12 protein-coding genes and 1 tRNA gene are annotated in these 13,933 nt (G+C 62.2%); 4 read left to right on the top strand and 9 right to left on the bottom strand.

Annotation, left to right across the window (positions count from 1 at the left end; all coding sequences use genetic code 11):
• Positions 1–37: 37 nt before the first annotated feature.
• The 4 genes from HB375_RS14195 to HB375_RS14210 all read right to left on the bottom strand — a co-directional run bounded on the left by HB375_RS14195 (position 38) and on the right by HB375_RS14210 (position 3,880).
• Complete coding sequence (locus tag HB375_RS14195) at positions 38–1,747, bottom strand: ArnT family glycosyltransferase (protein ID WP_167673637.1); 1,710 nt, start codon at positions 1,745–1,747, stop codon at positions 38–40.
• A 189-nt stretch (positions 1,748–1,936) separates the two neighbouring features.
• A complete protein-coding gene (locus tag HB375_RS14200) occupies positions 1,937–2,425 on the bottom strand; it encodes an isoprenylcysteine carboxyl methyltransferase family protein (RefSeq protein ID WP_167673638.1) in 489 nt (162 codons plus the stop codon).
• Positions 2,422–3,474 carry a type III polyketide synthase gene (locus tag HB375_RS14205; RefSeq protein ID WP_343232421.1) on the bottom strand — a complete coding sequence of 351 codons (1,053 nt, stop codon included), beginning with the start codon at positions 3,472–3,474 and terminating at the stop codon, positions 2,422–2,424. The genes HB375_RS14200 and HB375_RS14205 overlap by 4 nt, the downstream gene beginning before the upstream one ends.
• Positions 3,475–3,804: 330 nt before the next feature.
• Positions 3,805–3,880 (bottom strand) — tRNA-Lys (locus HB375_RS14210).
• A gap of 193 nt (positions 3,881–4,073) precedes the next feature.
• On the opposite strand from HB375_RS14210, the gene HB375_RS14215 reads away from it, so the two are divergent.
• The 3 genes from HB375_RS14215 (at position 4,074) to HB375_RS14225 (ending at position 8,335) form a co-directional block, all read left to right on the top strand.
• Entirely contained in the window at positions 4,074–4,280 is a 207-nt protein-coding gene (locus tag HB375_RS14215; protein WP_167673640.1) for a DUF3311 domain-containing protein, read from the top strand.
• Between the two features lie 41 nt (positions 4,281–4,321).
• Positions 4,322–5,860 carry a monocarboxylate uptake permease MctP gene (gene mctP / locus HB375_RS14220; protein ID WP_167673641.1) on the top strand — a complete coding sequence of 513 codons (1,539 nt, stop codon included), beginning with the start codon at positions 4,322–4,324 and terminating at the stop codon, positions 5,858–5,860.
• An 87-nt stretch (positions 5,861–5,947) separates the two neighbouring features.
• Positions 5,948–8,335: a transketolase gene (locus HB375_RS14225; RefSeq protein ID WP_167673642.1), complete on the top strand. Its 2,388-nt coding sequence runs from the start codon at positions 5,948–5,950 to the stop codon at positions 8,333–8,335.
• Positions 8,336–8,399: 64 nt separating this feature from the next.
• On the opposite strand, the gene tgt is transcribed toward HB375_RS14225, so the two are convergent.
• A complete protein-coding gene (tgt, locus tag HB375_RS14230; protein WP_167673643.1) occupies positions 8,400–9,563 on the bottom strand; it encodes a tRNA guanosine(34) transglycosylase Tgt in 1,164 nt (387 codons plus the stop codon).
• Between the two features lie 420 nt (positions 9,564–9,983).
• On the opposite strand from tgt, the gene HB375_RS14235 reads away from it, so the two are divergent.
• Positions 9,984–11,156: a GGDEF domain-containing protein gene (locus HB375_RS14235; RefSeq protein WP_167673644.1), complete on the top strand. Its 1,173-nt coding sequence runs from the start codon at positions 9,984–9,986 to the stop codon at positions 11,154–11,156.
• 6 nt (positions 11,157–11,162) lie between these two features.
• Here the strand turns inward: HB375_RS14235 and queA are convergent, their stop codons facing one another.
• From queA to HB375_RS14255, 4 genes are all read right to left on the bottom strand, one after another.
• The gene (gene queA / locus HB375_RS14240) at positions 11,163–12,242 is read right to left on the bottom strand and encodes a tRNA preQ1(34) S-adenosylmethionine ribosyltransferase-isomerase QueA (RefSeq protein WP_167673645.1); all 1,080 of its coding nucleotides are present in this window, start codon (positions 12,240–12,242) and stop codon (positions 11,163–11,165) included.
• A gap of 137 nt (positions 12,243–12,379) precedes the next feature.
• Positions 12,380–12,847, bottom strand: a complete 468-nt coding sequence (locus tag HB375_RS14245) for a peptidylprolyl isomerase (RefSeq protein ID WP_167673646.1) — start codon at positions 12,845–12,847, stop codon at positions 12,380–12,382.
• 51 nt (positions 12,848–12,898) lie between these two features.
• On the bottom strand, positions 12,899–13,348 hold the full coding sequence (locus HB375_RS14250; RefSeq protein ID WP_167673647.1) for an energy transducer TonB: 450 nt from the start codon (positions 13,346–13,348) through the stop codon (positions 12,899–12,901).
• A gap of 10 nt (positions 13,349–13,358) precedes the next feature.
• Positions 13,359–13,907: a peptidylprolyl isomerase gene (locus HB375_RS14255; protein ID WP_167673648.1), complete on the bottom strand. Its 549-nt coding sequence runs from the start codon at positions 13,905–13,907 to the stop codon at positions 13,359–13,361.
• Positions 13,908–13,933 lie beyond the last annotated feature (26 nt).

Genomic DNA, 13,933 nt, shown 5'->3' on the forward strand with positions numbered 1-13,933 from the left:
GCCGTTCAGGCCCCCTCTGGAAAGGGCGAAGGCGGCCTCAGGAGCCTGACGAATAGGCACCAATGTCGAGCCGCCGCCCGCTGTTGATATTGAAACCCGTGACGCGGGTCGAGAGGGTCGGATGCTGGCCCAGCCGGTCATTCTCCGCGCGGAACGCATCTTCGAAGCGCTTCTCCACGAAAACGAGACGGCAACCGCCCTGCTTCAGGAAGGAAGAGGCCTCGGGGCCGGTCTCGAGCATTTCCAAATCGGTGCCGACCAGGAAGACCAGGCTGGGTTCGCGATAACCGAGCGTCGCCACGCGCGGGTTCTCGCATGGGAGATTGTGTGCGACTTCGGCAAGCCGCGGCGAGAGCTTCAGCGAGCGCAGATCGAGCTGCGCGAAGCCGAACACGCCGAGAGCCAGCAACGCGGACGAGATGAAACCTGCCGCAAGGGTGTTGAGAACCCGATCCTTCACGAACATCCGCCAAGCGTACAGCGCCACCAGCGAAGACGCGATCATGAACGGAAGTCCGCGATAAGGCAGCGTGCCGTCAAAGGACCATGCGACGGCAGACAACCCGACCGTCAGGCCAACGGGGATGAAGGGGATGAGGACCGTCGCGGCCCTTGCGCCTGGACGATACGGCCCGACGAAATGGCGCGAGATCGCCATCACGGCGACAAGGCCAATCGCCGGATAGAGCGGCATCACATAATGCGGCAGTTTCGTCGGCACCGCCTCGAAAATCAGCCACGACGGAATGGCCCAAGCCAACGCGAAAGCGACCGGCTCTTCCCGCCGATGCTTCCAGGCGAAGGGGATAGCGATCGTCGCCAAAATCGCGCCCGGCCAGAAGGTGGCGAAATAGGCGATGAGATAGAAGCCCGGCGGCGCCCAATGATAGGACTGCGCAGTGCCGACCTTACCGAGCATGTCGTGGCCGACGGCCTCCGAATAGAACGCGCCGCCGCTCTTGATGGCGATGGCGATGAACCAGGGCAGCACGATCAGCAGCGTCGCCAGCGCGCCAAGCCAGGGGCGTAGCGTCAGGAGCCAGCGAGCCGAGCGTTCCTTGTAGGAAAGAACGGCGGCGCAAGTCCCCGCGAACATCAGGACCAGTGGTCCTTTGATGAGAATGCCGGCGGCAAAGCCCAACCAGAAGATCAGCAGCGTCCGGCGGGGAAGAATCCCAGCTCCGCGGCCCAGATAGGCCCGCGCCAGGCCGCCCATGACCGCGACGGAACAGGCGGTCAGCATGGCGTCGGTCTTGGCGAGACGCGCCTCGACCATGAGGATGATCGACGTCGCCATGAGGGCGGCGGTGAGAAAGGCCCCTCGCCGACCCACGAAAGCCAAGGCCGCCCAGTAGGTCAAAAGAACCGTCGCCAGCGCCCCGAACAGCGAAGGAAGCCGGTAAAGCGCGATGGTCGTGTGGGCCTCCGGCACGCCCAGCGCCTCGCCGAGAGCGACAGTCGCGCTCTGCATCCAGTAGATGCCGACCGGCTTCTTATGGCGGGCCTCGTCCTGGAAGCGGATATCCACGAAATCGCGGGTCTCGAGCATCTGCTTCGAGGCCTGCGCATAGCGCGGCTCGTCCCGGTCCATGGGCTGGAGCGAAGTGAAGCCCGGCAGGAAGCAGGCGAGCGCCAACAGCACGAGAACGGCGCAAAGGCGCACATGGCTTCGCTCGATGGCGGCCGCCATCTGCGCCACGGAAAAATGGCGCAAGGACAAGCGTTGCTGGGCGACGAGACCGTCCATCAAGAACTCCAGAGGCTGAAAAATGTCTTGTAGCAAAAGAATTCCTACGGGCAAAAAGCCCGTCCAAGCGCTCCATGTCCTCCAAAGCCAAGGCAGAGTCAAATCGACGGACGGTAACGGCGCAGGCGCTCCCCGCCCCCAGGACGAGCTGACCGACCAGAATCTGGATGATGTTACGAAGCCCGGCGGTCAGTGCCGACCGAGCGCCGCATTCTCGGCCCGAATGCGGATGGAGAGGACGAGAGCGTTCAGAATCGAGAAAACGAGCGCGAACCAGGGCAGCCCGAGCGCCAGCGGCAGCACGGCAATCTCGCCAATGACGACGGCGTAATTGGGGTGTGACAGAAAACGGTAAGGGCCGCCTCGCACCAGCGTCTCCCCCGGCATCACGATGATACGCGTCGTCCAGCGGCGGCCAAGAGTCATCAGGACCCAAACCCTCAGGGCCAAGAAGCAGACGAAAACCGCAAGCCAGCCGAGATTGACGGGCCGATCCCAACCGAGCCACCAGAGCCCGCCGAGCCAGGCAGCGTGAAGCGCGACGATCAGGGGATAGTGCTCCGGCGCAACCTCCAGGCCGCCCTGCGCAATCAGCCGCTCCGTATTGCGCCGCGCCAACCAAAGTTCGCCCAGGCGCTCCGCTGTCACGAAAAGAAGAAGCGCAAGAGCCAGAGTCATGCGGCGCTCTTCAACGAAACGCAGCTCGCGGTGAATCCCGGCCCGAGCGCCGTCAATACGGAGCGATGCGGCAGCCCGGCCTGCACGGCGCGCTTGAGCACGAACAGCACCGTCGGCGCGGACATGTTGCCGTATTCGGAGAGCACGACCCGCTCGTGATCGAGCGACCCCTGATGAAGCGACAAGGCCCGCTCCAGGGCCGTGATGACCTTCTTCCCGCCCGGATGGCAGATGAAGCGGTCGACATCGTTCATGCCCAACCCCACCCGGTCGAGAATACCGGAGACCGCCGGCCCAAGATGTTCTTCCGCAAACGGCGGAATGGCCCGCGCAAAGACGACGCCAAAACCTTCCGGGTCGACGTTCCAGCCCATGATATCGAGCGTATCCTGCCAGGTATGCTCGCCGGCGGCCTCGACTTCGGCGATCCCCTCCCCCGCGCTGCGCAAGACGCAAGCGGCAGCACCGTCGCCGAACAAGGCGGTGGCGACGATATTGGCCTTGGTCAGTTCATCAAGGCGAAAAGCGAGCGTGCACAGTTCAACCGCCACCAGTAGGACGGTGCTTCCCGGCTGCGCGGCCGCGAGCCTCGCCGCGATGGAAAGGCCGCTCACACCTCCCGCGCAACCCAGGCCGAAGACCGGAACGCGCTGCACGTCCTCGCGAAACCCCATCAGCCCGAAAGCCCGCGCCTCCAAGCTCGGCGTCGCGATGCCGGTGGAGGACACCGTCACGATGGTGTCGATCTCCTTAGCTCCTATTCCGGCCTGATCTAGCGCTTTCGTCGCAGCTTCCACGAAGAGCGAGAGCGCCCCTTCGAGATAGGCGGCAGTGCGTTCCGGCCAGCCATGCTGCTCGAAAAACCATTCAAGCGGCTGGACCGCGTGACGCTTGTCGATGCCTGCGGTGTCGAACACTCGTGAAAGTCTATCAAAATCCTTGTAGCGCGATGAAAAGATGTTGCTCGCAGCGGCGGAAACATCGCTCTGCACGAGCACATGGGGCGGAACGGCGGTGGCTAATGAGATCAACCGAGAGGCATGCAACACTGAGCTTCCCCTTCCAGAACTGATCGCACGCCAGCTGGGCATGGCGTGTCGATCACACTGACATAGGGGCCGCCCGCCGCCGTACCACCGCCTGCGTCTCGACGGCTTCGCACATCCTCGACATGGAACTCATCGACCGCAAAGGCATCACCGAGCAGAGGTTGCTCCAAGGCGTCCAGCAGCCGCCAACAGCGGCCGGATACTACGATTTTTATTACTACTTCTGCTGAAGCCGGCGGACCATCTCGCGGCCCCGTTGCCAGGCATCCCGGTTCGCATTCAAGGGATGATGAGAAAGCGGCAGCCGGACCGCAAACCCTTGATTTTCATTGGTGAGCGCGCTGGGACTCGAACCCAGGACCCTCTGATTAAAAGTCAGATGCTCTACCGGCTGAGCTACGCGCTCCCAGAGGTGTGCCCGGAATAGGGGCTCCAGGCCTCGCGGTCAATCGAAAATGCCCGCTGCCCCCGGTTTATGTGCACCTGCGAGATTGAAAACATTCGTGGAACCAACACGAACCGTTCCGTTTCTTTAGGTAGGCTCGCTTGGGCCACATTCGGCTAGGCGGAACCTGTTGAACCGAGGGAGGGTCCGTTCGATGCCCGAACCCCTTGAGACCCGGCCGCGCGGGTCCCCCGCCTGGAACCTGCTGCTGATCATCCCCTTCATCGCCCTGCTCTGGGTCCCATTCTACAATTCGGTCGAGCCGAGCCTCTGGGGCGTTCCGTTCTTCTACTGGTATCAATTCGCCTGGGTCTTTGTGACCTCGGGCCTGATCGTTCTGGTGCACCGCATGACCGGCTAGGCTGGGCCGTTCGCGGACCGTTTGTCCCAAGGAGGACGAACATGAACTGGACCGCTTTGATCATCTTCGTTCTGCTCTTCGGGTTCATCACGGTCCTCGGCTTCGTGGCCGCCAACTGGCGAAAAGGCGATCTCGACCTCCTGCACGAATGGGGGCTCGCGGGGCGACGGCTCGGCACCGTGGTCATCTGGTTCCTGCTCGGCGGCGATGTCTATACCGCCTATACCTTCATTGCGGTTCCAGCTCTGGTCTTCGGCGCGGGCGCTATCGGCTTCTTCGCCCTGCCCTACACCATCATCGTCTATCCGCTGGTCTTCCTCATCCTGCCCCGGATGTGGGCTGTTGCACACAAACACAACTACATCACCGCAGCCGATTTCGTTGAAGGGCGATACGGCAACCGCTGGCTAGCGCTCGCCGTCGCGATCACGGGCATCGTCGCAACCATGCCCTATATCGCGTTGCAATTGTTGGGCATCGAGGTGGTGATCGGTGCGATGGGCGTGGAGGCTCCAGGGCTCCTCGGCGATCTGCCGCTGATTATCGCCTTCGTTATTCTGGCCGCTTTCACCTATACGAGCGGGCTGCGCGCGCCCGCGATGATTGCCGTGGTCAAGGACACGTTGATCTACATCACTGTCATCGCCATGGTCGTGGTGATTCCGATCAAGCTCGGCGGGTATGCCAGCCTCTTTGCCGATATTCCTGAGTCGAAGCTTCTTCTCACCTCTCCGAAGGGTGGCAATCTCGGCCAGTACTCGGCCTATGCGACGTTGGCTCTCGGGTCCGCCTTCGCGCTCTTCCTCTATCCCCATACGGTCACGGCGATCCTGAGTTCGAGTGGCCGCGAGGTGATCCGCCGTAACGCGGCCTACCTGCCGGCCTACTCATTCCTGCTCGGGCTTCTGGCGTTGACAGGTTTCATGGCGCTTGCGGCAAACGTGAACAAGCTGCCGGAATTTGCCGATCACTTCGCCCGTTACGGCTCCAATTTTGCTGTGCCGGCGCTGATTCTGCATTCCTTCCCCGATTGGTTCGCGGGCATCGCCTTCGCGGCCATCGCCATCGGCGGATTGGTGCCTGCCGCCATCATGTCGATTGCGGCCTCGAACCTCTTCACCCGCAATATCTACGTGCCGTTCATCAACCCCGACCGGACGCCGCAGCAGGAGGCCAAGAACGCGAAGATCGTATCGCTGATCGTCAAGTTCGGCGCGCTCATCTTCATCATTTTCCTGCCGCTGCAATACGCCATTCAGCTCCAGCTGCTTGGCGGCATCTGGATCAGCCAGACCATCCCCACGGTCATCGTCAGCCTTTATACGGCGTGGCTGAACCCCTGGGCGCTGCTAGCTGGCTGGGCTGTCGGCATCGTGACCGGGACCTGGATGGCGGCGACGCAGAGCTTCCAATCGGCGGTGGTACCGTTTTCCCTCGACGGGCTCACCATCCCCGGCTACGCGGCGCTCTATGCACTCGGCTTGAATTTCATCGTGTCGATCGTCCTCTCGCTGGTGCTGAACCAGGTTCGCGCGACACGCGGGGCGGATCAGACCGTGGCGGCCGATTATCAGATGTAGGCGAGCGGCTGTCTCTTATGTCGCGATTGTCGGCGGCGCGGTCCTGTGCCTATGTTCCGGCAACGCCCTTTCTTTCGAGTTGCCCCGATGACCGATCCTCGCCTGCCCTATCTCGCCGAACTCGAGCGCAAGATTCTGTGGCTTGCCAGTTGGACGATCCACAACGCCAACCATGTGCGCCCGAATCTGGACGGCCTGAAGATCGGCGGGCACCAGGCGTCCTCGGCCTCGCTCTCGACCATCATGACGGCGCTCTACCTCGCGGTGCTGAAACCCGAGGACCGGGTGGCGGTGAAACCTCATGCGAGCCCGATTTTCCATGCCATCCAATATCTTCTGGGCAACCAGACCCGGGAAAAGCTGGAAAACTTCCGGGGGTATAAGGGCGCGCAGTCCTATCCCTCCCGCACCAAGGACATCGACGACGTGGACTTCTCCACTGGCTCGGTCGGCCTCGGCGTGGCGCAGACGCTCTTCGCCAGCCTCGTGCAGGATTACGTGAAGGAGCATTGGGCCAAGGACAAACCAGAAGGCCGCATGATCTCCCTCGTGGGCGACGCGGAGATGGACGAAGGCAACATCTTCGAGGCCCTGCTGGAAGGCTGGAAACAGGGTATCCGCAACACCTGGTGGATCATTGACTACAACCGCCAGAGCCTCGACGCCGTGGTGCGCGAGGGGCTTTATGCCCGCTTCGAGTCGATCTTCCGCTCCTTCGGCTGGGACGTGGTGGTGCTCAAGCACGGCTCGCTGATGCAGGAGGCTTTCCGCGAGCCGGGCGGAGAGAAGCTCCGCGAATGGATCGATTCCTGCCCCAACCAGCTCTATTCCGCCCTCACCTTCCAGGGCGGCGCGGCGTGGCGCAAGCGGCTCCTCGACGATCTCGGCGATCAGGGCCCGGTGACGCGGCTCATCGAGAAGCGGACGGACGAGGAACTGGCGCGGCTCATGTCCAATCTCGGCGGGCACGATCTACCGAGCCTGCTGCACGCCTTCGAAACTATCGACCATGACCGCCCGACGGTCTTCATCGCCTATACGATCAAGGGCTTTGGCCTGCCGCTCGCCGGGCACAAGGACAACCATGCGGGGCTGCTGACGCCGACGCAGATGGAAGGCTATCGCGCTTCCGCGAAAGTGCGGCCGGGCCATGAATGGGACAAGTTCGAAGGCTTGAGCCTGCCACCGGCGGAGCTGGAAAAATTCCTGGCCTCCGTGCCGTTCAACGCGCGCGGGAAGCGCCGTTTCGAGGCGCCGAAGGTCCCAGTGCCCGCCGCACTGACAACGCCCGCGCAGCCGAGCATGTCGACGCAGCAAGGTTTTGGCCTCATCCTCAACGAGCTGGCCCGTTCGTCGGAGCCGCTCGCGGACCGCATCGTAACCACGGCGCCGGACGTGACCGTCTCCACCAATCTTGGCGCGTGGGTGAACCGGCGCGGCTTGTTCGCGCGTCAGGAAATGAAGGACCTGTTCAAATCCGAGCGCATTCCCTCGACTTTCACTTGGGAGTTCAGCCCGAAAGGCCAGCACATCGAACTTGGCATCGCGGAGATGAACCTGTTCATCCTGCTCTCGGCGCTGGGTCTTTCACACTCGCTCTTCGGCGAGCGCATCATCCCCATCGGCACGCTCTATGATCCTTTCATCGCGCGTGGTCTCGATGCGCTGAATTACGCCTGCTATCAGGACGCGCGCTTCATCATCGCGGCGACTCCGTCGGGCGTGACGCTGGCGCCGGAAGGCGGCGCGCATCAGTCCATCGGCACGCCGTTGATCGGCCTGGCGCAGGACGGGCTGGCCTCGTTCGAGCCTGCCTTCGTCGATGAATTGTCGGTCGTCATGCGTTGGGCCTTCGACTACCTCCAACGCAACGGCGAAGGCGAGCCAAGCGAACGCACATGGCTGCGCGATGAAACCGGCGGCTCGGTTTACTTACGCATGTCCACCCGCACCATCGACCAGCCGCAGCGCGCCATGACGCCGGAACTCGCGTCCGACATCGTCGATGGCGCTTACTGGATGCGCAAGCCCGGACCGAACGCGCAGGTGGTCGTCGCCTATACGGGCGCGGTTGCGCCGGAAGCCATTGAAGCCGTGGGCCTCATGGCCGAAGATCGGCGCGACATCGGTCTTCTCGCCATCACCTCAGCCGACAGGCTGAATGCAGGTTGGACGGCAGCGCAGCGCGCCCGCGAACGCGGCCTCATCCATGCCCGCTCCCATATCGAACGCCTGCTCGGCGAGCTTCAGCCCCATTGTGGGCTCGTGACCGTCATCGACGGCCACCCGGCGACGCTCGCATGGCTCGGCTCCGTCATGGGCCACCGCACCCGCTCGCTCGGCGTCGAGCACTTCGGGCAGACCGGCACGGTGCAGGATCTCTACCGCCACTTCGGCATCGACGCACAGGGCATCATCGCCGCCGCCGAGATGATCGCACCAGGACGGCCGATCCGGTATTTGAAGGCGGTGTAGGCTTTACTCGTTCGCGCCCCTCGCTCTCCTCCCCCTTGTGGGGAGGGGAAAGGCGCGGCGGATATCAAGCGCTTGCCGCGACGGCTCCGTTCTCCGCCTTACCGTCGCGCTCGCCCTTGGCCCAGCTCTCTTTCACCTCGCCGATGTAATCCTCAAGCCGGCCATCCGCGATGGCTTTGCGCAGGCCCGCCATCAGCTCCTGGTAATAAGCCAGGTTGTTCCAGGTCAGCAGCATCATCCCCAAAATCTCGTTCGAACGGACGAGATGATGGAGATAAGCGCGGGAATAGGTGTTCGACGCGACGCATTTGGAATCCGCATCAAGGGGACGCAAATCCTCCGCGAACCTCGCATTGCGCAGATTCATGCGGCCGTGGCGGGTGAACACCTGGCCGTGGCGGCCCGCGCGGGTGGGCATGACGCAGTCAAACATGTCGACGCCACGGCGCACGGATTCCACGATGTCGTCCGGCGTGCCGACGCCCATCAGGTAACGCGGCTTTTCCTTCGGCATATGCGGCTCGACGGTTTCGATCATGCGGAGCATGACCTCCTGCGGCTCACCGACGGCGAGGCCGCCAATGGCGTAGCCCTTGAGGTCGAGTTGCGCGAGTTCCTTCGCGCTCTCGATGCGAAGACGCTCCACCGCGCCGCCTTGCACGATGCCGAACATCGCCCGCCCCGGCTGTTCGCCAAAGGCGACGCGGCAGCGCTCGGCCCAGCGCAGGGACAGTTGCATCGCCTTCTCCGCCACTGCATCGGTGCAGGGCAGCTTCACGCACTCGTCGAGCTGCATTTGGATGTCGGAGCCGAGAAGCCCCTGGATCTCGATGGAGCGCTCCGGCGTCATCACGTGGGTCGAGCCGTCGATGTGCGACTGGAAGGTGACGCCGTTCTCATCGATCTTCCGCAGGGCCGACAGTGACATGACTTGGAACCCGCCGGAATCGGTGAGGATCGGATAGGGCCAGTTCATGAACTTGTGCAGCCCGCCGAGCTTCGCCACGCGCTCGGCCGTGGGGCGCAGCATGAGGTGATAGGTGTTGCCGAGGACCACATCGGCCCCCAGCGCCTTTACCTGATCAGGATACATCGCCTTCACCGTCGCCGCGGTGCCGACAGGCATGAAAGCCGGCGTGCGGATGACGCCGCGCGGCATCCGGATCTCGCCGGTGCGCGCCGCTCCATCGGTCTTGGTGACGGTGAAGGAGAATTGATCGGTGGTCATGAGCGATCCTGCAAAACTTGGCCGTCTTATCCCCGATCACGGGCGCGAGGGGAAGCAGCGGGCGCACCTTATCGAAGATGCAAGAAATCATTCAAGAAAAGACCATTTCTATGGCTGCCCAAGACGGACCACGATAATAGTTCGACCGCCGATCCTCCCCGAAAGAATTGCCCGGCAAATGATCGCGGCAATAAAATGCCAGAACCCTTAGCAATTCATAAGCAAAATTTCGATATCGTCCTCAGTCGCCGAAATTGGCCCTGCACCCGACATGGCGTTGAAACTACAAAATTTCGGGGAGCCCACGATAAAAATCGCCATGTTATTTAATAACTCAATACCGACTGCAGCGTGGGAGACATCCCGACAAGCATCGACATCTCCTCCCTGCCATCGACTTGAGCGAAGGGACCTCATTTCATGAGTGGCAATCAATTGATGACGATTGCAAGTCCCGTCATCGGAACTATTTTTACAATATTATTATTGGCCCTATGGAGGTATCAACGGACTTATACGTACATTTTATATCTCGCAGGCGGATTAACGCTCAATACGCTGGCGACAGGCCTGCAATTATTCTTCATTCCGGGAGAACCCGGGAGCAATACGACCACTACCGCGGTTTTCTATCTCTTCGGCATCGCCCTGTTGATTGAAGGATGCCTGAAGAGGCAAAACCGCAGCCTGAACTTTTCTCAGACAGCGATCATCCTGACAGCGACTCTCGTCGCGTTTTGTTACTATTTTTATGTCGACAGAAGCCTGAGCGCGCGCATCTACATCCTCAGTTTCGGCTGCGGAGCGCTTCTCGCAATCGGGGCCTACCGCCTTCGCCCATCGCGCGACAGTCGGCTTATCGACAAGATCATCTTCTGGATCTTTCTGCTGTTGAGCATTCAACTCATCCTGCGCCCCCCATTGACCATCAGGCTCGGAGAAGTGGACGCCAACCTTAAGGCCTTCGGCGATTCGTTATTCTGGCTGGCTTTTCGTTTCTCGCTGATCGTCGGTGCCGTGCTCATCGGGTTGGCGCTACTTTCCGCCGTCGTCGTCGACATCACCAGCGACCTCAAAAGGCAGACCACGACGGACGCCCTGACCGGGGTCTACAACCGGCGCGGCTTCGACGAAAAAGCATCGGCCATCATCGCGAGCGGCCGGTTCGATCCGATCTGTCTCGTCATTTGCGATATCGATCATTTCAAGCGCATCAATGACGATCACGGCCATCCGGCGGGCGATCTGGTCATCGGGAAGCTCTCGGCGCTCCTAACTGCACACGTCCGGCAAAACGACATTGTCGGACGCATTGGTGGCGAGGAGTTCGCTGTGCTTCTCACCGAACGCGGGCCAAGCGACGCAATGCAGTTTTCAGAGCGTGTTCGCGCTCTTTTCGAAGCCTCAAACGCGGATAGTCTTCGTGGGATTTCGAGGACCACGGCGAGTTTCGGCATCGCGGACCACCGTCCGGGCGAAACTCTGCAGCAACTCCTGAGCCGAGCCGACCGGCAGCTTTATGCGGCGAAGAAGAGCGGGCGCAATCGCGTCTGTTTTGAGGATGATAAGATCGATCTCGCCTCTTCCGCGTAAGAGACTTTACGACCGGAACAGCAGGCTGCCGTCTCCATAGGAATAGAACCGATAGCCGCTTGCAATCGCGTGGGCGTACGCCGCGCGCATGCGATCCAATCCGGCGAAGGCCGAGACCAGCATGAACAGGGTCGAACGCGGCAGGTGGAAATTGGTCATCAGCACATCCACCGCCTTGAAGCGATACCCTGGCGTGATGAAGATGGCGGTATCGCCGGAGAACGGTGCGATGGTGCCGTCCTCGCGGGCGGCACTTTCGAGAAGTCGTAAGGACGTCGTGCCGACCGCAACGATCCGTCCGCCTCGTGCCTTGGCTTCATTCAAGACCCGTGCGGTTTCCTCGGTGATGGTACCCCACTCCGCGTGCATGCGGTGCTCGTCGGTATCGTCCGCCTTCACCGGCAGGAACGTCCCCGCCCCCACGTGAAGCGTCACGAAATGGTGGGCGATCCCGCGTTCCTCGAGGCGGCGGAAAAGGTCGTCGGTGAAATGCAGCCCCGCCGTCGGGGCCGCGACTGCGCCCTCGTCTCGGGCATAGACCGTCTGATAATCGGCCCGGTCCTTATCGTCAGTCGCGCGCTTTCCCGCGATGTAGGGCGGCAGCGGCAATTCCCCGAGCCGGGCGATGGCCTCGTCGAGCGCAGGGCCGGAAAAGGCAAAGCGCAACGCGACTTCGCCGCCCTCGCCCTTCTCCTCCACCTCCGCATCGAGGCGGACCAGTTCGCACACGCTGCTCTCGGATGCCTCTCCAAAACGGATGCGATCGCCGACATGGAGCTTTTTCGCCGGCCGCGCAAAGGCCCGCCAACGGTCGCCTCCCTCGCGCTTGTGGAGCATGATCTCGACCCGTGCCGCCGTTTCCTCGCGCACGCGCAGACCATAGAGCCGGGATGGAATGACCTTGGTGTTGTTGAGCACGAGCACGTCGCCGGGCTGCAGCAAGTCCGGCAGATCGCGGACGATGCGATCCTCGAACGCCGCTTGGTCGGGGCGCACCACAAGCAGGCGCGCCGCATCGCGCGGCTCCGCAGGGCGGAGCGCGATGTGGTCTTCGGGGAGATCGAAATCGAAGAGATCGACGCGCATGGACTTGAATATTTGACTTAAAGAGAGCGCTCTCACCGCTGTCATCACCGGGTTTGTCCCAGTGATCCCGATGTGCGAAGTGCTCTATTCCAATCGAGATGGCCGGGATAAACCCGGCCATGACGACGGAGAATGCTTTACGCGACGTCGGCAGCAACCTTCATCGAGACGATGCGGTCGGGTTCGCGCACGGGCTCGCCGCGCTTGATCTTGTCCACGTTGTCCATGCCCTCGGTCACCTTGCCCCAGACGGTGTACTGCTTGTCGAGGAAGCGGGCGTCGTCGAAGCAGATGAAGAACTGCGAGTTGGCGGAGTGCGGATAATTCGTCCGCGCCATGGAGCAGGTGCCGCGCACATGCGGCTCGGCGTTGAACTCGGCCTGGAGGTCGGGCAGATCCGAACCGCCGGTTCCGGTGCCCTGCGGGCAGCCGGTCTGGGCCATGAAGCCGTCGATCACGCGGTGGAAGGCGATGCCGTCATAAAAGCCCTGACGGGCGAGCGTCTTGATGCGGTCGACATGCTTCGGCGCGAGATCGGGGCGCAGCTCGATGACCACGCGGCCCTTGGTGGTCTCGATGATGAGAGTGTTTTCGGCGTCTGCCATGAAATTCTCCTGAAGTGGCTTTGACGAGTGCCGTCAGAATACCCTGCCCGCTCACATAGGCCGTGTATCGACGAAACGGAAGATGAAGGGACGTCCAGCGATGGCCGCTCCAAGACCCTCGGTCACCGGGAGCGGTGTGCATTGCTCGAAAGCCTGACGGACCGCGCGGGTAAAAGCCTCCCGCTGTTCGGGCTGCGTGCCGGGGTTGTAGTAGCGAATCTTTGGCTGGCCCAAAACTTCGCCGTTGCGCTTGAAGCTGATCTGCAGCGTGATTTCCTGGCCCGAGAACCCGCTGCCCGCCGGCGGATGCCAGCAGGCCTGGATGGCATCGAAAACCTCGCTCAAACGGTTGATCCGCTCTAGGCGTGGCTGGTCGCCTTGAGGCCGGATCACGCCGCTCGGCGTCTCCGGTCGCTCCTGCGCCATCAGCGGCGTTGTCGCCAGAAAGCCAAGAAGCGTGGCGCAAACCCGCCACGCTTCGAATGCAGGTCCAAGCCGCATGTCGGTCCGCTTACTTGGCGTCGGCGGCGACCTGCATCTTCACGATCTTATCCGGACCTGTGACCATGCCGTTGTTGGCGGCATTGCCCTTCTTGATCTTGTCGACCACGTCCATGCCGGACACAACCTCGCCGAAGAGCGTGTACTGGCCGGTCAGCGGGCCGCAGCCGTCGTAGCAGATGAAGAATTGGCTGTTGGCCGAATCCGGGCTCTGCGAGCGGGCCATGCCGACGGAGCCGCGCTTGTAAGGCGTCTGGGTGAACTCGGCCGGAACGTTGGGCAGGTCGGACTTGCCCGTGCCGGTGCCGGTCGGGTCGCCCGTCTGGGCCATGAAGCCGTCGATCACGCGGTGGAACACCACGCCGTCGTAAAAGCCGCGCTTGGTCAGGGCCTTGATCTGCGCCACGTGCTTGGGCGCAAGGTCCGGACGTAGGCGGATGGTGATACGGCCATCCTTGGTGTCGAGGAGGATGGTGTTCTGCGGGTCGTTGGCCTGCTGGGCGAAGGCCGGGACGAGGCCGGCGAGCACGAGCGCTCCGGCTGCGAGCAAACGCTTCATGGAATCATGTCTCCTTTGAGGATGGC

The organism is Microvirga terricola (assembly GCF_011777495.1).
Lineage (GTDB): Bacteria > Pseudomonadota > Alphaproteobacteria > Rhizobiales > Beijerinckiaceae > Microvirga > Microvirga terricola.

Coding starts and splice junctions, on each gene's coding strand:
- HB375_RS14195 (WP_167673637.1), bottom strand. CDS start 1,747: ATGGACGGTCTCGTCGCCCAGCAACGCTTGTCCTTGCGCCATTTTTCC.
- HB375_RS14200 (WP_167673638.1), bottom strand. CDS start 2,425: ATGACTCTGGCTCTTGCGCTTCTTCTTTTCGTGACAGCGGAGCGCCTG.
- HB375_RS14215 (WP_167673640.1), top strand. CDS start 4,074: ATGCCCGAACCCCTTGAGACCCGGCCGCGCGGGTCCCCCGCCTGGAAC.
- mctP (WP_167673641.1), top strand. CDS start 4,322: ATGAACTGGACCGCTTTGATCATCTTCGTTCTGCTCTTCGGGTTCATC.
- HB375_RS14225 (WP_167673642.1), top strand. CDS start 5,948: ATGACCGATCCTCGCCTGCCCTATCTCGCCGAACTCGAGCGCAAGATT.
- tgt (WP_167673643.1), bottom strand. CDS start 9,563: ATGACCACCGATCAATTCTCCTTCACCGTCACCAAGACCGATGGAGCG.
- HB375_RS14235 (WP_167673644.1), top strand. CDS start 9,984: ATGAGTGGCAATCAATTGATGACGATTGCAAGTCCCGTCATCGGAACT.
- queA (WP_167673645.1), bottom strand. CDS start 12,242: ATGCGCGTCGATCTCTTCGATTTCGATCTCCCCGAAGACCACATCGCG.
- HB375_RS14245 (WP_167673646.1), bottom strand. CDS start 12,847: ATGGCAGACGCCGAAAACACTCTCATCATCGAGACCACCAAGGGCCGC.
- HB375_RS14250 (WP_167673647.1), bottom strand. CDS start 13,348: ATGCGGCTTGGACCTGCATTCGAAGCGTGGCGGGTTTGCGCCACGCTT.
- HB375_RS14255 (WP_167673648.1), bottom strand. CDS start 13,907: ATGAAGCGTTTGCTCGCAGCCGGAGCGCTCGTGCTCGCCGGCCTCGTC.